21 protein-coding genes are annotated in these 19,188 nt (G+C 43.0%); 12 read left to right on the forward strand and 9 right to left on the reverse strand.

Features of this window, described 5'->3' with window-relative positions; translation table 11 throughout:
* Positions 1-2 precede the first annotated feature (2 nt).
* The 5 genes from KFK88_RS02680 to KFK88_RS02700 are packed head-to-tail and all read left to right on the forward strand — an operon-like array spanning position 3 to position 4,936.
* On the forward strand, positions 3-1,283 hold the full coding sequence (locus tag KFK88_RS02680) for an SAM-dependent methyltransferase (RefSeq protein WP_223577112.1): 1,281 nt from the start codon (positions 3-5) through the stop codon (positions 1,281-1,283).
* Positions 1,265-1,825: a DUF2878 domain-containing protein gene (locus KFK88_RS02685; protein ID WP_223577113.1), complete on the forward strand. Its 561-nt coding sequence runs from the start codon at positions 1,265-1,267 to the stop codon at positions 1,823-1,825. The genes KFK88_RS02680 and KFK88_RS02685 overlap by 19 nt, the downstream gene beginning before the upstream one ends.
* Positions 1,812-2,588: a DUF1295 domain-containing protein gene (locus KFK88_RS02690; protein WP_223577114.1), complete on the forward strand. Its 777-nt coding sequence runs from the start codon at positions 1,812-1,814 to the stop codon at positions 2,586-2,588. Before KFK88_RS02685 ends, KFK88_RS02690 begins: the two co-directional genes overlap by 14 nt.
* Before the next feature lie 17 nt (positions 2,589-2,605).
* Positions 2,606-3,649: an SAM-dependent methyltransferase gene (locus KFK88_RS02695; protein WP_223577115.1), complete on the forward strand. Its 1,044-nt coding sequence runs from the start codon at positions 2,606-2,608 to the stop codon at positions 3,647-3,649.
* The gene (locus KFK88_RS02700; protein WP_223577116.1) at positions 3,650-4,936 is read left to right on the forward strand and encodes a sensor histidine kinase; all 1,287 of its coding nucleotides are present in this window, start codon (positions 3,650-3,652) and stop codon (positions 4,934-4,936) included. It abuts the gene before it with no gap.
* On the opposite strand, the gene KFK88_RS02705 is transcribed toward KFK88_RS02700, so the two are convergent.
* Both KFK88_RS02705 and yhbY read right to left on the reverse strand, forming a co-directional pair.
* On the reverse strand, positions 4,933-5,619 hold the full coding sequence (locus tag KFK88_RS02705) for a response regulator transcription factor (RefSeq protein WP_223577117.1): 687 nt from the start codon (positions 5,617-5,619) through the stop codon (positions 4,933-4,935). The genes KFK88_RS02700 and KFK88_RS02705 overlap by 4 nt on opposite strands.
* Before the next feature lie 16 nt (positions 5,620-5,635).
* Positions 5,636-5,947, reverse strand: coding sequence for a ribosome assembly RNA-binding protein YhbY (gene yhbY / locus KFK88_RS02710; RefSeq protein WP_223577118.1), 312 nt, complete (start codon positions 5,945-5,947; stop codon positions 5,636-5,638).
* A gap of 93 nt (positions 5,948-6,040) precedes the next feature.
* Here yhbY and rlmE point away from each other — a divergent pair, with 93 nt between their 5' ends.
* The 6 genes from rlmE to KFK88_RS02740 all read left to right on the forward strand — a co-directional run bounded on the left by rlmE (position 6,041) and on the right by KFK88_RS02740 (position 12,754).
* Complete coding sequence (gene rlmE / locus KFK88_RS02715) at positions 6,041-6,661, forward strand: 23S rRNA (uridine(2552)-2'-O)-methyltransferase RlmE (RefSeq protein WP_223577119.1); 621 nt, start codon at positions 6,041-6,043, stop codon at positions 6,659-6,661.
* A 171-nt stretch (positions 6,662-6,832) separates the two neighbouring features.
* Positions 6,833-8,785, forward strand: coding sequence for an ATP-dependent zinc metalloprotease FtsH (gene ftsH, locus KFK88_RS02720; RefSeq protein WP_223577120.1), 1,953 nt, complete (start codon positions 6,833-6,835; stop codon positions 8,783-8,785).
* A 51-nt stretch (positions 8,786-8,836) separates the two neighbouring features.
* Positions 8,837-9,649, forward strand: coding sequence for a dihydropteroate synthase (folP, locus tag KFK88_RS02725; protein WP_223577121.1), 813 nt, complete (start codon positions 8,837-8,839; stop codon positions 9,647-9,649).
* A gap of 22 nt (positions 9,650-9,671) precedes the next feature.
* A complete protein-coding gene (gene glmM / locus KFK88_RS02730) occupies positions 9,672-11,003 on the forward strand; it encodes a phosphoglucosamine mutase (protein WP_223577122.1) in 1,332 nt (443 codons plus the stop codon).
* A 107-nt stretch (positions 11,004-11,110) separates the two neighbouring features.
* Entirely contained in the window at positions 11,111-12,238 is a 1,128-nt protein-coding gene (locus KFK88_RS02735) for an OmpA family protein (protein ID WP_223577123.1), read from the forward strand.
* A 120-nt stretch (positions 12,239-12,358) separates the two neighbouring features.
* Complete coding sequence (locus KFK88_RS02740; RefSeq protein ID WP_223577124.1) at positions 12,359-12,754, forward strand: CBS domain-containing protein; 396 nt, start codon at positions 12,359-12,361, stop codon at positions 12,752-12,754.
* 22 nt (positions 12,755-12,776) lie between these two features.
* Here KFK88_RS02740 and nqrM read toward each other — a convergent pair whose 3' ends face one another.
* Positions 12,777-12,998: a (Na+)-NQR maturation NqrM gene (gene nqrM, locus KFK88_RS02745; RefSeq protein WP_223577125.1), complete on the reverse strand. Its 222-nt coding sequence runs from the start codon at positions 12,996-12,998 to the stop codon at positions 12,777-12,779.
* A 210-nt stretch (positions 12,999-13,208) separates the two neighbouring features.
* Here nqrM and KFK88_RS02750 point away from each other — a divergent pair, with 210 nt between their 5' ends.
* Entirely contained in the window at positions 13,209-13,586 is a 378-nt protein-coding gene (locus KFK88_RS02750) for a hypothetical protein (protein ID WP_223577126.1), read from the forward strand.
* 50 nt (positions 13,587-13,636) lie between these two features.
* Here KFK88_RS02750 and KFK88_RS02755 read toward each other — a convergent pair whose 3' ends face one another.
* The 6 genes from KFK88_RS02755 to KFK88_RS02780 all read right to left on the reverse strand — a co-directional run bounded on the left by KFK88_RS02755 (position 13,637) and on the right by KFK88_RS02780 (position 19,188).
* Complete coding sequence (locus KFK88_RS02755; protein WP_223577127.1) at positions 13,637-14,641, reverse strand: FAD:protein FMN transferase; 1,005 nt, start codon at positions 14,639-14,641, stop codon at positions 13,637-13,639.
* Between the two features lie 97 nt (positions 14,642-14,738).
* The gene (gene nqrF / locus KFK88_RS02760; RefSeq protein WP_223577128.1) at positions 14,739-15,965 is read right to left on the reverse strand and encodes an NADH:ubiquinone reductase (Na(+)-transporting) subunit F; all 1,227 of its coding nucleotides are present in this window, start codon (positions 15,963-15,965) and stop codon (positions 14,739-14,741) included.
* Between the two features lie 18 nt (positions 15,966-15,983).
* A complete protein-coding gene (gene nqrE / locus KFK88_RS02765) occupies positions 15,984-16,592 on the reverse strand; it encodes an NADH:ubiquinone reductase (Na(+)-transporting) subunit E (protein ID WP_223577129.1) in 609 nt (202 codons plus the stop codon).
* Positions 16,592-17,227, reverse strand: coding sequence for an NADH:ubiquinone reductase (Na(+)-transporting) subunit D (locus KFK88_RS02770; protein ID WP_223577130.1), 636 nt, complete (start codon positions 17,225-17,227; stop codon positions 16,592-16,594). The genes nqrE and KFK88_RS02770 overlap by 1 nt, the downstream gene beginning before the upstream one ends.
* Before the next feature lies 1 nt (position 17,228).
* Positions 17,229-17,990 (reverse strand): Na(+)-translocating NADH-quinone reductase subunit C, encoded by a 762-nt coding sequence (locus KFK88_RS02775; protein WP_223577131.1) that lies wholly within the window; start codon positions 17,988-17,990, stop codon positions 17,229-17,231.
* A complete protein-coding gene (locus KFK88_RS02780) occupies positions 17,983-19,188 on the reverse strand; it encodes an NADH:ubiquinone reductase (Na(+)-transporting) subunit B (protein ID WP_223577132.1) in 1,206 nt (401 codons plus the stop codon). The genes KFK88_RS02775 and KFK88_RS02780 overlap by 8 nt, the downstream gene beginning before the upstream one ends.

Genomic DNA, 19,188 nt, shown 5'->3' on the forward strand with positions numbered 1-19,188 from the left:
AGATGTCCCAGCTGACACGCGTAGAAAAGCGAAATAGTACTACTGATATTGAACCAGTAACAGCAAACAGTGGTATGTTGAAAGTTATCCGTAACCAAGTAAAAAATACACTTGGGCGTATAAGCAATGGGTCTATTACTGTGACAGACCCAGTTGAGACATATGTTTGTGGTGAGCAACAAACAGATCTTGCAGTAACCATAACCATTCGAGATTTAGACTTTTACCGCCTAGTTGCACTAGAAGGAAGTAATGGCGCTGCGCAAGCTTATATTGATAGCAAGTGGGATACCGATAACCTAACCGGTTTAGTTCAAATACTTGTAAGAAATATAGAGTTATTGGATGAGATGGAGGGTGGTCTTGCTTGGATAAAAAATAGTGTTTTAAAAGTATGGCATTATTTTAATAAAAACAGCATATCGGGAAGTAAAGGCAACATTTCTGCTCATTACGATCTCGGGAATGAATTTTTTAAACTCTTTCTAGACAAGCATATGATGTACTCCTCGGCCATATATGAGGCTGATGAGTCGTTAGAAGAGGCATCTGAAAGAAAGCTAAAAACGATTTGTGAAAAGCTTGATTTAAAGCCAACAGATAAGGTTATTGAGATTGGGACGGGCTGGGGCGGAATGGCAATTTATGCCGCTAAAAATTATGGCTGTCATGTCACTACAACGACCATCTCGGAGCAACAATATCAGTACGCTAAGAAGAGAATTATTGAAGAGGGACTCGAGGATAAGGTTGAGTTACTTAAGAATGACTATCGCGATCTGAGAGGAAGCTTTGACAAGTTAGTGTCGATTGAGATGATCGAAGCTGTAGGGCATCATTACCTCGATACTTACATAAAGAAATGTAGCGAATTATTAAAATCAAATGGTTTGGCACTTATCCAAGCAATTACGATAGAAGACCGTCGTTACAAACAAGCGTTAAAGTCAGTTGACTTTATTAAGAGATATATCTTTCCTGGTAGCTTTATTCCTTGCGTCTCAGCGGTTGTTTCTAGCTCCGCACATAATTCTGACTTAAGGCTGATTAATCTGGAAGACTTTGGCGAAAGCTATGCGAAGACACTGAATCATTGGCGTGATCGATTCAACGCCAACTTAGAAGAGGTTAAAGGCCAAGGATACAGTGACCAGTTTATTCGTATGTGGGAGTTTTATTTGTGTTATTGCGAAGGGGGCTTCATAGAAAAGTCAATCAGTGATACTCATCTCCTGTTTGCAAAACCTGAGAATAAGAGGAAGCAATGGCTGGCACAACGTTAAATTCCAATAACATTATCAACTTTATCCTGTTCCAATTAGTATGGGTTGGTTTTGTATTGGGTGCAGCTAAAGACTTCATTTGGCTAGGTTGCGTCTTTTTGGTTGTGATGTTGGCTTGGCAGTTATGGTCAACACGTCGACATGACGGTGACATTATAGCTATTGGCGCTTGCGCTGTAGCAGGGTTTGTATTAGCTTCAGCTTGGTCAGCGAGCGATTTGATTGTCTACCAAAACCATTGGCCTCTTGACCAAATTGCTCCTTGGTGGATCGTTGCGCTGTGGATTTCCTTCGGAGCAAGTTTCAATCATTCACTCGGCTGGATACAAAGCAGTCCTTATCTTGCTGGTGCCTTGGCCGCTGTTGGTGGGCCTCTGTCTTATTTAGCAGCTGAGCGTGTTGGTGCTGTGGTGATTCATAAGCCATGGATAACATTAACGCTAATGGCAATTGGTTGGTTCGTGATAGCGTTTGTGTTAACACTGATTGTTGACCGTGCTCAGCAAGCTGAACATTCTGGACTTGCTAATGCACCCTACTAATTTCTTAATCGTACTACTAGGCTTAAATTTACTGTCGCAGGCAGTAGCTTGGTGGTGGCAGAAAAAACATCAACATGCTGATATTGCTGATGTGGTTTGGTCAGGAATGATCGTGGTTAATGGGGGGCTTATTCTTTGGCAGGCAACCGGCGATCTTTTCCATAAAAGCATTATTCTAATCATTCCTGTACTTTGGTACTTAAGATTGTTTTTGCATTTGGCTGAACGTTACGATTTATCGAATGAAGATGGACGCTATGCCTATTTAAGGAACTACTGGGAAGATAATACTCAGGCAAAATTCTTTGCATTTTTTATGGGACAAGGCTTAATCATCAGTCTGTTTAGCTTTCCAGCTTGGGTATTAGCAAATCACTCGTCCGAGGTAAGTTTTTGGGATATTTTTGGTCTGTTAATTATTCTCTTTTCATATCTTGGAGTGTGGTTATCTGATCGCCAGTTGCGACAGTTTAAGAAAAGCGCAGAAAGTAAGGGAAAGGTTTGTGATGTTGGGTTATGGAAATATTCTAGGCATCCGAACTACTTCTTTGAGTGGACCCACTGGTTTGCATATCCATTATTATCAATAGGCTCAGATCAACTGTGGATGATGTGGCTATATCCATTCCTGATGTTAGCATTTCTTCTTAAGTTCACGGGGATTCCTTTTAATGAACAACAAAATATTCGCTCTAAAGGGGATGCTTACCGTGAGTATCAAAAACGTACGAATAAATTTTTTATAGGTCCCACCAAGAGTTAATCTGAGAGGAACATAACTTGATTAAAACGATTATTAGCATGATGGAGTCAGGAACCTTACCTGACACTGTAATTAGAGCAGGCATAAGAAAACTGTGTAAACAGCGTTTGGAAGAAGAGCATATTAATGATATCGAGGCGCAGAGTGAGCAGTATGATCGTTTTCTTCAGGAGTTACGTCGCAGTGATATTGCTATAAAAACAGACAAAGCCAATGAGCAGCACTATGAGGTTCCTGCAGATTTTTATTTATTATCTCTTGGCGAGCACCTGAAGTATAGCGGGTGTTTATGGGACGAGAATACACAGACGCTTTCGGAAGCCGAAGAAAACATGCTAGAGCTGTATACAAAGCGTGGAGAGTTTGTCGATGGGCAAAGTATTTTAGAGCTGGGGTGTGGCTGGGGTTCGTTAACATTGTACCTTGCTAAAAAATATCCAAACAGCCAGATTACGACGATTTCAAACTCAAGTTCTCAGCGCCAGTTTATCGAGTCAAAAGCGAAAGAACGTGGACTGAGCAATATTGAAGTTATTACGGTCGATATTAATCAATTTGAAACCGATAAAACCTTTGACCGCATTGTATCAATTGAAATGTTTGAGCATATTCGTAATTACCAGCAATTGTTTCAGCGTATAGAGCAGTGGCTAAATGATGAAGGGAAAGTCTTTTTGCACATATTTTGTCATCGATATTTGATGTATCCTTTTGAAGAAGAAGGCGACGATAACTGGATGGGTAAATATTTTTTCAGTGGGGGGCAAATGCCTGCTGCAGATACCTTCTTACACTTCCAAGGTAATTTGGATCTAGAAAAGCGCTGGTTATTGAGCGGTAAACACTATGAAAAAACTTCTAATGCTTGGCTAGAGAATACCGATAAAAACAAAGATTCTATTTTATCAGTGTTTGAAAAAGTGTATGGTGAAAAAGAGGCCAAAATTTGGTTACAGCGTTGGCGTATATTTTTTATGTCTTGTGCTGAGCTATTTGGTTTGCATAACGGAAACGAGTGGTTAATAGCACACTATCGATTCAGCAAAACTAAACACAACTAAATGGCAAGAAAGCAAAAGAAAATACACCATAAACTTGTTAGGGCGATGTTGATACAGCTCGTCCTGATTAGTGGTGTGACTTTGCTTAGTGTATATGGTGCTGCAAAAGTCGTTGAAAAAGTATTAATTAAACAAGCATTAGAAGGTGAGGCTGAGTTTTATTGGAATCACTATAAGGATAATCCAACCAGCAACCTGCCTCGCACCCTAAATCTGACTGGTTATATGGATAAAAGCCCGCACTCAGAGCCTGTTCCGAAAGATATCGCGAAATTACCAGTGGGCTATCAGCGACTAGAAACTCGTGACAAGCGCCCTTTAGTTCATGTTTCTGAGAAGTATGGCAGAAAATTATACTTGGTTTTTGAAGAAGGACAGGTTGCTAAACTGGCTCTGTTCTTTGGTATCACACCGTTGGCATTGGTCTTACTGATTATATATTTGCCTGCCTGGATCAGTTACTACATGGCAAAGCGAGCTGTGTCTCCGGTGATAAAGCTATCACGCAAAATGGAAAAGGTTGATGCAGATCAAGGCTTTGAAATCGACTTTTCAGATTTGGAGCAAGATGCTGATGCGGAAGTCGATGTCTTGCTTAAAGCTTTCAAGCAGTATGCCCGTAAAGTAGAAGAGTACGTGGATCGTGAGAAAAACTTTACACGGTATGCAAGCCATGAATTAAGAACCCCCTTAGCCGTACTAAAGGGCTCACTTGCGCTATTAGAACGTCAAGAGCTTGATCAAAGACAGCAAGCAGTGGTCAGCCGGATGCACCCGATGATCCGAGAGATGGAAGAGTTATTAGAAGCGCTATTATTGTTGTCACGTGATCAAACACCTGAGGAAAGTGAAACCCCAATTGCTCTAGATAAGTTAGTAGAAGAGCAGTTATTTCAAATTCAAAAAATTAATTCGCACAAAGATATTCAAGTATTAAAGGCTTTGGATGATAGCCTGACAGAAAGAGTCCCTGAAAGGCTGTTCTGCATTTGCATTAACAATCTTATTAGCAACGCTTTCAATTACACAGAAAGCGGTACTATCAGTGTAAGCATCAAGGGTAGAGATATTACTATTGAGGATACTGGCTGTGGTATCCACCCAGCTGCACTTAAACGAATCCACGAGCCATTTTATCGAGAGAACCGAGAGAATATCAAAATTAAAGGATTCGGACTTGGCCTATCTATCGTTTACCGTATTTGCGAACAGCTTGGTTGGCAGCTAGTGATCGAGAGCTACCAAGGTGAGGGCACTAAAGCAATACTGACGATTCCTGAACGTTAATCTTTGGGAGGTACAATCTTCAGGCCTAAGCTCGGAACGGTTTCTAATAGAGCGCAGTCAAAAGGCTTATCGATCACTTTACGAAGGTTGTAGAGATGGCTTCTCAAAACGTCACTATCTGGAACCAGGTCACCCCAAAGTTCACGCTCTATCTCTTCTCGGGACACGAGTTCAGGCGAGCGTCGCATCAGCATCTTCAGTATTTGTAACCCTGTAGGCGATAGTTTTAGTTCTGAGCCAGCGCGGGTCACTTTCATGGTTTTTGGATCCAGCTCTAAGTCATGGATCTTTAAAGTCTTACTGCTGAAATCACCTTTATGACGCTTAATGATAGACTTTAGGCGAGCGTCCAGTTCTTCAAAGTCAAACGGCTTTATTAGGTAATCATCAGCCCCAGTATCGAACCCTTCTAGCTTGTCTTGCAGTTGGTCCCTTGCAGTTAGCATCAGTACAGGGATATCCGATTCAGCTTCTTGGCGTACTTTCCGGCAAATTTCGTAGCCATTGATCCCGGGTAGCATGATATCAAGGATTAGAGCATCGTAACTGTTGGTTAAAGCGAGATTAAGTCCTGACGTTCCGTCATTGGCGTAATCGACAATATAGCCGCACAACTCGAGAAACTCACCAGTCGTTGCCGCTAATTCAGCATGGTCTTCAACTAACAGGACGCTATAAGCCATTGATATCCTTTGCGATTTATTTAGGTAGTATGATTTTTACATCATCTGAGCGACGATACAAGGCTAAAATATGCCCAATAACTTGAACTTCTTGGCCCTTGGTCTCCTTGCAGATGGCTTCTATGATAGCTTTTTTGTCTTCACGCTCTTCTGCACGAACCTTGATCTTTATCAGCTCATGATGATTAAGAGCCAAGTTAATTTCTTCGAGAACGTTCTCTGTCAGGCCTTTATCGCCAATCATGACGACTGGTTTGAGGTTATGTGCTTTGCTGCGCAAGAACTTGATTTGCGTCTTACTTAAAGGTGTTTGTTTAGATTGAGACATTTGATGAACTTAATAGTGAGAATTGCAGTTATTTTACCTTAAAAACGGTACAATAGAGACTTGTTTTACCGAATACAAGTGATTTTCTACGACATGTCTCGTACAAAAAGCAGCCAGCGTTGGATGAAAGAGCATTTTGATGATCCTTATGTAAAAAAATCACAGAAGGACGGCTATCGCTCGCGCGCTGTGTATAAGCTGGAAGAGTTAGATAAAAAATACGGCTTAATGAAGCCCGGCTGCACAATCGTCGATCTTGGCGCGGCACCAGGGGGCTGGTCACAGTACGCCGCTTATAAGGTAGGCTCTAAAGGTAAAATCTTTGCATTGGATATCCTGCCGATGGATCCCTTGCCAGATGTTGATTTTATTCAAGGGGACTTTCGAGAAGAGTCCGTGTTGAATGAGCTTTTAGAGATGATCGGTGAACACAAAGCGACCCTTGTATTATCGGATATGGCCCCCAATATGAGTGGGATGGATGCCATCGATCAGCCGAAGGCAATGTACTTGGCTGAACTAGCGTTAGAGCTGGCAAAAGAAGTGTCATCGAAAGGCGCGAATTATGTGGTTAAAGTGTTCCAAGGCGAAGGTTTTGATGAATATATTCGCCAATGTAGGCAAAGCTTTGATAAAGTCATGATCCGAAAGCCAGATGCGTCGCGAGCGCGTTCTCGAGAAGTATACGTTGTGGCGGTCGGCTTTAAAGGGTGATGCACCGCTAAACTAAGGCGGTAAAACTATGGAATGTGTTACGTTTTGTTACGAGACTAGTTTTAAAAAGCTAGATTTATTAAGCAATTAGGCTTATTAATGCTACGAAGCATGGCATAATACTGAGTCAGAAAGTAAAGACAGGAATCTGTCACAATTGAGGTTCGAATTTTGAGCGATTTAGTAAAAAACATACTATTTTGGGTTATCGCAGCGGTAATTTTATTCGTTGTCATTGATGCCATTCAGGAGAAGCAGCTCGACGATAGTAAAATTCCTTTTTCTGAATTTGTAGAAAAGATTGAGGCCAAGGAAGTTGATGATGTCGTCATCAACCCTAACGACATTGTTGTGTCTGGCCGTGAAACGGGTTCGAACCGTAATATCCGCGCCGAAATTCCGGATGGTGGACACGGCAAACTGAATGAGATTTTGTTGGAGAACAAAGTTCAGTACTCAGGTAAGAAGCGTGAAAGTGGCGGTTTCGGTACTTTCTTGCTGAGCTTTGGCCCGATACTGCTTTTAATCGCGGTGTGGATTTACTTTATGCGTCAGATGCAAGGCGGTGGCAAAGGCGGTGGCGCCTTGTCATTCGGCAAGAGCAAAGCACGCATGCTGAGCGAAGACCAAGTGAAGACAACCTTTGCTGACGTTGCTGGCGTCGAAGAAGCTAAAGAAGAAGTGGGTGAACTTGTCGACTTCTTGCGTGATCCACGTAAATTCCAACGCTTGGGCGGCAAAATACCTCGTGGCGTTTTAATGGTCGGCCCTCCAGGTACGGGTAAAACCTTACTGGCACGTGCCATTGCCGGTGAAGCAAAAGTACCATTTTTTACTATTTCAGGCTCAGACTTCGTAGAAATGTTTGTAGGTGTTGGTGCTTCGCGTGTTCGTGATATGTTCGAGCAAGCAAAGAAGCATGCGCCTTGTATCATCTTTATTGATGAGATTGATGCCGTTGGCCGTCATCGTGGCGCAGGCCTAGGTGGTGGTCACGATGAGCGTGAGCAAACCTTAAACCAGCTTTTGGTTGAAATGGATGGTTTTGAAGGTGGTGAAGGCGTGATTGTGATTGCAGCAACCAACCGTCCTGACGTTCTTGACCCAGCACTACTTCGTCCTGGACGTTTCGACCGCCAAGTGATTGTTGGCTTACCGGACATCAAAGGTCGTGAGCAAATTATTAAAGTTCACATGCGTAAGATTCCTGTGGGTGATGATGTTGAGCCAAGCTTAATTGCTCGCGGTACACCTGGGTTCTCAGGTGCTGATTTAGCAAACCTTGTTAACGAAGCGGCTTTATTCGCTGCACGTGATAATAAGCGCACCGTAGGCATGGAGCAGTTCGAGAAGGCGAAAGACAAAATTCTGATGGGCGCTGAGCGTCGCTCGATGGTCATGACCGAAGAAGAGAAATTAAATACGGCTTACCATGAAGCGGGTCACGCAATTGTGGGTCTGCGCGTTCCAAGTCATGACCCTGTATACAAAGTGAGTATTATTCCACGTGGTCGCGCGCTGGGTGTCACGATGTATTTGCCTGAGCAGGACAAGTACTCTTTGTCAAAGGAAGCTTTAGAAAGCCAGCTATCGTCATTGTTTGGTGGGCGAATTGCTGAAGAGCTACTGAACGGAGCGGATAAAGTGACAACGGGTGCTTCCAATGATATCGAGCGTGCGACAGACATCGCTCGTAACATGGTGACTAAGTGGGGCTTGTCTGAAAAGCTGGGACCTATGTCTTATGCTGAAGACGAAGACGAAGTGTTTTTGGGACGTTCTGTAACGCAGCATAAGAACATTTCTGATGATACCGCTCGAATGATTGATGCCGAGATACGCGATATCATCGATCGTAACTATGAGCGGGCGAAAAACATCTTAACTGAAGATATGGATAAACTTCACGCTATGGCGCAAGCTCTAATGAAGTATGAGACCATTGATGCAAAACAGATTGATGACATTATGAAGGGTGACGAGCCTAGACCTCCCGCTGAATGGTCTGATAAAAGTACGCCATCGGATTATGACTCAGATAAAAAGTCAGAGGATGGTCAGGAGAGTGGTGAAGAAAAAAAGGAACCGGAAAATAATCCAACACCACGTCAGAGTGACGATTAATACTTAAAGGGTCCTGCAGGGCCCTTTTTTTATATAGAAGCAGAGAGAATCATGTTGGGAAAACTATTGAATTCGCCCAGACCTTTGGTAATGGGGATATTAAATGTGACACCGGACTCTTTCTCTGACGGTGGGCAGTTCTTGGATGAGAATAAGGCTCTGGGTCAGATAGAGGCGATGCTGGAGAATGGCGCTGACATCATTGATATCGGTGGTGAATCAACGCGCCCAGGAGCATCTGAAGTGACCGTAGAGGAAGAACTGAGTCGAGTTATTCCTTTAGTACAAGCTGCTAAATCACTCGGTGCGGTAGTTTCAGTTGATACTAGCAAACCACAGGTGATGGCTGAGGCTCTTACTTGCGGTGCAGATATTATTAACGATGTGAGGGCGCTCCGAGAAGAGGGTGCTGTTGATGTGCTATTAAAAAGCAATGCGTATGTTTGTTTAATGCATATGCAAGGTCAACCTCGGACAATGCAGAAGAATCCACGGTACAATAATGTATTGAATGAAGTTCAGCTCATGTTAAGAAATCGGATTGCAGAATGCGAAGCGAATGGTATCGATACAAAAAGAATTATTATTGATCCGGGTTTTGGTTTTGGAAAGACATTAGAGCATAATATTGAATTGATGCGACAACTGGACAAGCTACATGAATTAGGTTGCCCGATTTTAGTTGGTGTTTCACGTAAGACAATGATCGGTGAGATGTTGCAAGAAGAGATACCTGAGCGTTTAATTGGGAGCGTTGTCGCAGCCAGCTATGCTGCAATTAAAGGTGCAAAAATCTTACGAGTGCACGATGTGAAAGAAACTGTGCAAGCGTTGAAAATTATAAGTGCATTTGAGCATAAATAGTTATAAGAACAGGAACAATCAAATGAGCGAAAGAAAGTATTTTGGTACAGATGGCATTAGAGGCACTGTAGGGGAGTTCCCAATCACACCTGGCTTTGTGCTAAAACTTGGTTGGGCGCTAGGGCAGGCTTTGGGTAACAAAGGAAGCGTGGTTATTGGCAAAGATACTCGCATCTCGGGCTACATGTTTGAATCTGTTCTGGAAGCTGGGTTAACCGCAGCGGGTGTGAATAGTTTATTAGTGGGCCCAATGCCAACTCCTGCCATAGCTTACCTAACGAGAACTTTTCGTGCTGATGCAGGCATCGTGATCAGTGCATCGCATAATCCTTATCATGATAATGGGATAAAATTTTTCTCAGCCGACGGTACCAAGTTCCCAGATGATGTGGAGCTAAAGATCGAGTCGTTACTTGACCAAGATATGACAACATTGGCAAGCGATAAGCTGGGGAAAGCATATAGAATTGGTGATGCTGCAGCTCGTTACATTGAGTTTTGTAAAGCCAGCTTTCCCAATAATTTGTCATTAAAAGGACAGAAACTGGTGGTAGATTGTGCACATGGAGCCACTTATCACATTGCTCCACATGTTTTTAAAGAGTTGGGGGCAGAAGTCATTGAGATTGGTAATAAGCCGAATGGTCTAAACATCAACCTTGATTGTGGCGCGACCTCTACCGGGGCCCTGTCGGCGGCAGTGTTAGATAATCAAGCTGATTTAGGCATAGCATTTGACGGCGACGGAGATCGCGTAATGATGGTCGACAATGAAGGACGCTTAGTCAATGGTGACCAACTCATTTGGTTGCTAGCAAAGTACCTAAAAGATGAAGGGAAGCTTAAAGGCGGTGTCGCTGGAACGTTGATGACGAACATGGCGGTTGAGGTTGATTTTAAAAAGTCTGGCATTGAATTTGAAAGAACAAAGGTCGGTGATCGTTACGTTATGCAATCACTTACAAAGAATGGTTGGAACATTGGTGGAGAGTCGTCGGGTCACGTCATTTGTTTGGATTATAATTCAACAGGTGATGGTGTCGTTGCAGCGTTACAGGTTTTAAAAGCCTTGGCAGAGACACAGCAAACGTTATCAAATTTTTCGGACTCTCATGTACTGTTCCCGCAAGAATTGATCAACGTCAGAGTAAAAGATGCTGATTCCATTTTACAAAACGAAAAATTAAAGGCCGTTATTAAGGGTGTTGAGAAAGAGCTTAATGATGAAGGTCGAGTTCTAATTCGAAAGTCTGGTACCGAACCTTTGATAAGAGTTATGGTTGAAGCTACCGATAAAAACGTAGCAAAAAGTAATGCAAATTTGATTGCAAATGAAGTAAAGCAGCTGATGTAGAAAATTGTAAAATTGTACAAAGTTGCGTATATTTTGGAGTGTAAGTTATTGTTTCATGTATAATGGCTTTACTCTTTAAACACAGGAAAAAGGAAGAGGGCAAAACTATGAAAAAGAAACTAATCGCAGCAGCATGTATGTTGGCTTTAGGCTCAACTGCAGTTGCAAGTGAAGGTGAAGTGAAAGATCGCCATGGTTTTTATGGATACCTTGGTGTACACACTCTTGATTTAGATGTTTTCCATGAAACTCCAGAAAGAGTGGGTGGCAACACAGGCTTTGGTTGGATATTCAACAAGAACTGGCAGGTTGAAGGTAACTATCATTACACGGATGGTTTAGGTCACCCTAACGGTACTCGCCCAGACTTGATCACCTATGGTTTGGATTTCCAATACAATGATACAAGCTGGATGGGTAGTACTGAAACTCACCCTTTCATTAAAGTCGGTTACGGTAAGCATAACGATAAATACGATCAGTATGCTACGTCGATTGAAGATGAGTTTTACAAAGTAGGTGTTGGTATCCAGCACTTTGCTAACGATGATGTCTTCATGCGTCTTGGTTACGATTTCCTAGATTCAGGTGAGCGTGGCGATGACAAAATGACATACTTCAACATTGGTATGTTCTTCGGTGAAACTGTGCGTGCAGCCGCTGCTCCAAAAGTTGAGCCAAAGAAAGAAGCTAAAGACTCGGATGGCGACGGCGTAATTGACGCAAACGATCGTTGTCCAGGTACTCCAGCGGGCGCAGCAGTTGACGCCTATGGTTGTGCATTAGATAGCGACGGCGATGGTGTTGCTGACTATAAAGATGCATGCCCAGGAACAGAAGCTGGTGCTAAAGTTGACGAAAAAGGTTGTAAGATTGAACCTAAAGAAGAAGTTGTTGTAGACATGCGTCTAAACTTCGACGTCGACAAGTATGCTATTAAGCCAGAAATGGTTTCTGAGATTGCGAAAGTTGCTGAGTTCTTACGTCAGTACCCAAGCGTTAATGCTCAAATCCAAGGTCACACGGATAGCACTGGTTCTAACCAGTACAACCAAGGCCTATCTGAGCGTCGTGCAAACTCTGTAAAAGACTACTTGATCAATAACTTTGGTATTGATGGTTCGCGTTTAAGCGCAGTAGGCTACGGTGAAGAGCGTCCAATCGCGGACAATTCAACATCTGATGGTCGTGCTCTTAACCGTCGTGCAGAAGCACACGCAGAGACTAAAAAATAATTATCACTGATAGTTATTAATCAAACAAAGCCCGGTTTATACCGGGCTTTGTTTTTTCTAGCAAATAAGCTACTATCAAAGAAAGACTAAAATTAACATTACAAAAAAGGAGCGCGGCCTATGCTTAAGTCTGTCACTGTGCGGGACTATATGACTTCAGCCATGATAACTTTAAAGCCTGAAACTGATGTCGTTGAAGCTGCTCAAACCATGATGGAGTATCGCTTGACTGGGGCCCCAGTACTAGATGACCATAACCGTTTGGTTGGCTTTCTCTCTGAAAAAGATTGTTTACACACCGTCCTCAGTGCGATTTACCATGGCGATTTAGGTGATCGAGTAATGGATAGAATGACAAAAGATGTAAGAACGGTACATCCTGATGATAGCATTGCTGATGTAGCAGAAAAATATTTAAAAGATAACTGCCGAATGTACCCTGTAGTTGAGAAGAGTCAGTTGGTGGGTATGATTTCGAGACAAAGTATTCTTAAGGCGTTCCAGCATTTCTCATAGGGACGCCTAAGATATAGAGTGTTTACTCTTCAATGACGCTAATATCTAATCGGTGCTCGTTATTTCTTAAGCGAGCACGCTTCTTCGCGCAAGGCTTCTCACAGTCACAAGCTTTCTCAATTCCTAGAGCGTCTAGCCCACCACAGCTGCCGCTGATACGTTTCTGCTGGAATATATAGCCCACCGCCATAATGATTATAACGGCGATAAATAGTGCGAAAGCTAAGAGAAAAGTGCTATTCATAAGTGTGATTTAACTGCATCATAAAGGTGTATTTTACCATAAAGCTAAGGGCTGATAATAGTGCAAAAATACACCAATGAGACAGGGCTGTAAGCAATTGGTAAAAATGGGTAAATACCCAAACTTGCCCTGTTTCGACCTTAAAATCGATCAATAAAACAAATGGTTACTGATAGCCTAAAAGTCCTTAATCACATTTTAGGAGTAATCATGAAATATGTCTTAGCTTTTATATTAGTAAGTTTTGCCAACCTGGCTCAAGCACAAGAGTATAACCACGGCAATCATAATGATCCGTATGAGCAGTACTTTGATGGAACTGAAACTGTAAACTGCGGCAGTATGTCGTTATCACAGTGTTCATCAAGCGGCGTACTATTGCCTATCTTAGATGCCCGTTGTACCAATAAAGTTGACACAACAGACAATGGTGGTGCAGTGATGTACGGTAGCCCTTACTACCATAATATCTCTGAGTTCAATGTCGTGATACAGTCAGCCAGTGGTCCGTCGCCTTACATTTTAACGGTGAGCTTTAAGTGTGGTGGATATTTACACCCAGGAATTAGAATGGAGCCATCATTCTAATGGTATGCTTAGCTTGCTGGGCTGATGAGCTCAGCAAGCACAGTTACAGGTTAGTGTTGTTGTACAAAAGGTTCTAAATAGGTACTTTGAAGCGTTTCTAGCTCGCTCTCACCATGTCTGATCAAAAACACTGGCAGTTTATGTGCTTTAGCGAATGAAAGTGCTTTATCTGAACCCATCACAGTTAAAGCGGTAGCATACGCATCGGCATACATGTTCTCGGGGTGTATAACAGAAACAGAAGTGAGACTGTGCGTCACAGGAAATCCGGTCTTGGGACTAATAGTGTGAGAAAAACGCCTGCCATCGACTTCAAAGTAGTTTCGATAATCACCAGAGGTAGCTATTGAGGTGTCTGCTAGGCTAACGACGAGCATCTTCTGTTGAGTAATACTCACTGGCTTTTCAATCGCTACCCGCCAAACAGAACCGCTAGGGTTGACGCCCTTGGCTTTGGTTTCGCCACCTATCTCAACAAGATAATTTTCCACCTTGTGTTGTTCTACGATGTCGGCAATTTTATCGACGCCATAACCCTTTGCTATGGCAGATAAGTTTATTGTGATGCTGGGATGTTTTTTGCTAATGCACTGGTTAACTCGATCAAATTCAAGCTTATCTGTGCCGACCTGTGAGAGTAATGCTTGAACTTCACTGTCACTAGGAACTTTCTGTTCATATTCTTCTGCATTGAAGCCCCAACGAGAAATTAGTGGGCCTAATGTGATATCAAAGGCGCCATCAGTTTCTTGATAGACTTTTTGGGCCGCAAGAAGCACTTCCCAGGTCTTGCTGGAAAAGCGGAAGCATGATGCATCTTGTAGTGCATTGAACCGGTTAATTTCACTATCAGGTATATAAGTCGACATCAGCTGGTTGATTTGTTTAAGCTCAATTTCGATATCTTTATATACGTCTTGAGGTGAAACGTGCTCGGACTCAAGGATAACACTGTAGGTGGTGCCCATAGTGTTACCTGTAATCTTGCTGTATTGAGTTTCATCAGTGCAAGATAAGCACAACAGTACTAGCGATAGCGTTAATAAAAGGCGCATAACAACAAACCTATATAATGACGTATTACGGTCGAAAAGATACGGGTATAAAAAAGGCGACCCACAAGGTCGCCTATTTTAGAAGAGTTAGTAGTGATTAGCCACCAAAGTCATCCAGAAGGATGTTTTCAGGCTCTACACCAAGATCTTCAAGCATTTTAATACATGCAGCGTTCATCATTGGAGGTCCACACATGTAGAATTCACAATCTTCCGGCGCAGGGTGGTCTTTCAGGTAGTTTTCATACAAAACGTTATGAATAAAGCCTGTATAACCTTCCCAGTTATCTTCCGGTAAAGGATCGGATAGCGCGACATGCCAATTAAAGTTGTCATTCTCTTCAGCAAGCATATCGAAGTCTTCTTCGTAGAACATTTCACGTTTACTACGTGCTCCATACCAGAAGGTAATTTTACGGTCAGTTTTAATACGACGTAACTGATCGAAAATGTGTGAACGCATTGGCGCCATACCAGCACCACCACCAATGAACACCATTTCAGCGTCAGTATCTTTGGCGTAGAACTCACCATAAGGACCCGAAATCGTAACTTTGTCACCTTCTTTAAGGTTCCAAATGTACGATGACATCTTACCCGCTGGTAATGACATGTCACGCGGAGGAGGCGTTGCAATACGCACGTTAAGCATGATGATGCCTTCTTCCTCTGGGTAGTTAGCCATTGAGTAAGCACGAATCACTTCTTCTTTTGATTCAGCTTCAACGTCGAACAATTTAAACTGATCCCAGTCAGGACGATACTCTTCAGGAATATCGAATTCGCTGTATTTTAACTTGTACGGAGGGCATTCGATCTGAATGTAACCACCAGCACGGAAAGGGACACTTTCGCCATCAGGAATACGTAACACAAGCTCTTTAATGAAGGTCGCTTTGTTATCGTTTGAGATAACTTCGCATTCCCATTTCTTAGTACCGAAGACTTCTTCTGGTACTTCGATTTTCATATCTTGCTTAACCGCAACCTGGCACGATAAACGATAACCCTCGGCTGCCTCACGCTTAGTGATATGGCTTTCTTCAGTCGGCAAGATAGTACCGCCACCATCAGTTACTTTACAGATACACTGACCGCAAGTACCACCGCCACCGCAAGCAGAAGAGACAAAAATGCCATTGTTTGCGAGTGCGCCAAGTAGTTTACCACCAGCTTCAGTGGTAATTGACTTATCAGCGTCGTCATTGATGTTGATTGTAACGTCACCAGTAGCAACCAGCTGCTTGCGCGCGAACAAGATGATCAGCACAAGGGCAAGGATAACTACGGTAAATAAGGCAACGCCTAGAATAATCTCAGTCATTAGTTGTTTCCTTATAAATTACAATTTAATACCAGAGAACGACATGAAGCCGATAGCCATAAGACCTACGGTAACAAAGGTAATACCTAAGCCACGCAAACCGTCTGGTACATCAGAGTACTTCATTTTCTCACGAATACCCGCCAAAGCAGCGATCGCTAGCGCCCAACCAAAGCCAGAACCTAGGCCGAAAACAACTGATTCAGGGAAGTTGTAATCACGCTCTACCATGAATAGCGAGCCACCCATGATGGCGCAGTTCACGGTAATCAACGGCAGGAAGATACCTAATGATTGATACAGAGCTGGGAAGAATTTGTCTAAAGTCATCTCAAGGATTTGTACCAAAGCCGCGATAACGCCAATATAGACAATCAAGCCTAAGAAGCTCAGGTCGGCCTCAGGGAAACCTGCCCACGCTAATGCACCGTCTGCCAGTAAATAATGAACGATCAAGTTGTTCACTGGTACCGTAATGGTTTGTACGATAATGACCGCAATACCAAGACCAATTGACGTTTGAACTTTCTTTGAAACTGCTAAGAAAGTACACATTCCCAAAAGGAATGCTAATGCCATGTTTTCTACGAAAACAGAGCGAATAAATAATGATAGATAATGTTCCATTATTCTTTATCCTCCACTTGGTCTTTCTTCCAGACACGTAATGCCCAGATTAGGAAACCAATAATAAAGAATGAACTTGCTGGAAGAACCAACATACCGTTTGTTTCGTACCAACCGCCATTCGCTGTCGATGGTAGGATTGTATAGCCTAAAAGCTCACCAGTACCTAACAACTCACGAATGATGCCGACGACAATCAAGAGGACGGAATAACCCAAACCGTTACCTAGACCGTCTAAGAAGCTCATGAAAGGACCATTCTTCATGGCGTAAGCTTCTGCTCGACCCATCACGATACAGTTGGTAATAATCAAGCCAACGAAGACCGAGAGCTGCTTAGAGACCTCATAAGCATAGGCTTTCAATAGTTGGTCAACCAAGATTACCAATGACGCAATAATCGTCATCTGTACGATAATTCGGATGCTTGAAGGGATCTGGTTGCGAATCAAACTGATTAGCAGGTTAGATAAAGCAATAACCGAGGTCAAAGCTAAACTCATAACCAAAGCCGTTTCTAGCTTACTGGTAACCGCTAGTGCAGAACAGATACCCAGTACCTGTAACGCAATCGGGTTATTATTGAAAATCGGTGAAAATAAGACCGATTTGGCTTCTTGTTTATCAAATGCCATCTTAAATTTCTCCCGCTCTTACTCGTTCTAAGAATGGGCCAAAGCCATCCTCACCTAACCAGTAGGTCATGGTGTTCTCAACACCGTTACTGGTTAATGTTGCGCCAGAAAGGCCGTCAACCTGGTGTTCGTTCTGAGCAGAACCTTTGACTAGTTTAATCACTGGCTCGCCTTGCTCATTTAAAACTTCTTTGCCAGGCCATTGTGCCAACCACGATGGATTTTCAATCTCACCACCAAGACCAGATGTTTCGCCTTGCTCGTAATATTTGAAACCAACAACTGTAGTTGTGTCTGGCTCTAGTGCTAAGAAGCCATACATCGTAGACCAAAGACCATAACCGTGTACTGGAAGAATAATAGTGTCCAACTTCTGACCATCACGCACTAAGTAAACGTTAGCCAGTTGAGAGCGCTTTTTAATGCCAGCGATATCTGCTTTACCTTCTAAAACCTTGTTAGTTTCAGGATTTTTAGCAAATTGACGTTGGTTAAAGTCTTTTGGTGGCTCAACAATTTCACCTGTTGATAAGTCAACCACTTTAGTTTCAACCTGCTTAAACAACTCTTCAATCTCTGCTTTAGTTCCGCCTTGCTCAAGCAAACCTGCAGCAATCAAAATGTTACGTTTACGGTCTAACTCTTTGTTCAGTTCCTGAGCTGGTTTAAGCTGAATTGCTGCAAAAGAGACAACAATGGAGCACACCAAGCTTAAAATAACTGCAACAATAATAGTTTTGATAGGACTTTCTTTCTTAGACATTACGACGAGTCCTCCGTTTGATGTTCGATTGAACTACAAAGTGGTCAATTAACGGTGCAAACAAGTTAGCAAATAGGATTGCTAGCATCATACCTTCTGGGAATGCTGGATTAACCACACGAATCATAACGACCATGAAGCCAATCAAGGCACCAAAGATCCATTTACCTTTGTTGGTTAATGCTGCAGATACTGGGTCTGTCGCCATGAAGAACATACCGAAGGCGAAACCACCAGTGACTAAGTGCCAGTACCAAGGCATCGCAAATAGAGCATTCGATTCGCTACCAATGCCGTTCAAGATGTAACTGGTTGCAATCATGCCGAACAAGACACCTAGAACGATGCGCCATGAAGCGATTCGCATGTAGATAATGAAGAGACCGCCAATGATAAGCATCAATGTAGATACTTCACCGATAGAGCCTGGAATACGGCCTAAGAACGCGTCCCACCAGCTAGCGTTGATGCTGTAGTCAGTAATAGAGCCTGCTGCAGCCGCCGCTAATGGTGTTGCGCCAGAGAAGCTGTCGACAGCTGCCCAAACCGTTTCACCTGAAATATCCGCTGGGTAAGCGAAGAATAGGAAGGCACGGCCCGCTAACGCAGGGTTCATAAAGTTCTTACCAGTACCACCGAAGATTTCTTTAGCGACAACCACACCGAAAGAAATACCTAGAGCAACTTGCCATAGCGGTATTTTTGCTGGCAGGATCAAAGCGAAAAGGATCGAAGTGACGAAGAATCCTTCGTTGATCTCATGACCACGTACTGTAGCGAATAAAACTTCCCAGAAACCACCGACAATAAAGGTCACGGCGTAAATTGGTAAGAAGAAGCAAGCGCCATAGAACATTAAGCCGAAGATTCCGGTCTCAGGGGTTATTGCACCGCCAAAGAACTGGAAGAAGTCGACCTGCCACATATCAGGAAGGCTCATGCCTGCCTGTAGAGCGATCTGTGCTTGATAACCAACGTTCCACATACCCCAGAACATGGCAGGAAAAGTAGCGAACCACACCATGATCATAATACGTTTCAGGTCGATGTTATCTCTTACGTGAGTCGTGCCTTTAGTGACGTGACCCGGCGTGTAGAAAATAGTTGCTGCTGCTTCGTAAAGCGCATACCACTTTTCCCACTTGCCGCCTTTTTCAAAATGCGGCTCAATTTTTTCAATAAAATTCTTTAAACCCAT

This window comes from Kangiella taiwanensis (genome assembly GCF_020005165.1).
Lineage (GTDB): Bacteria > Pseudomonadota > Gammaproteobacteria > Enterobacterales > Kangiellaceae > Kangiella > Kangiella taiwanensis.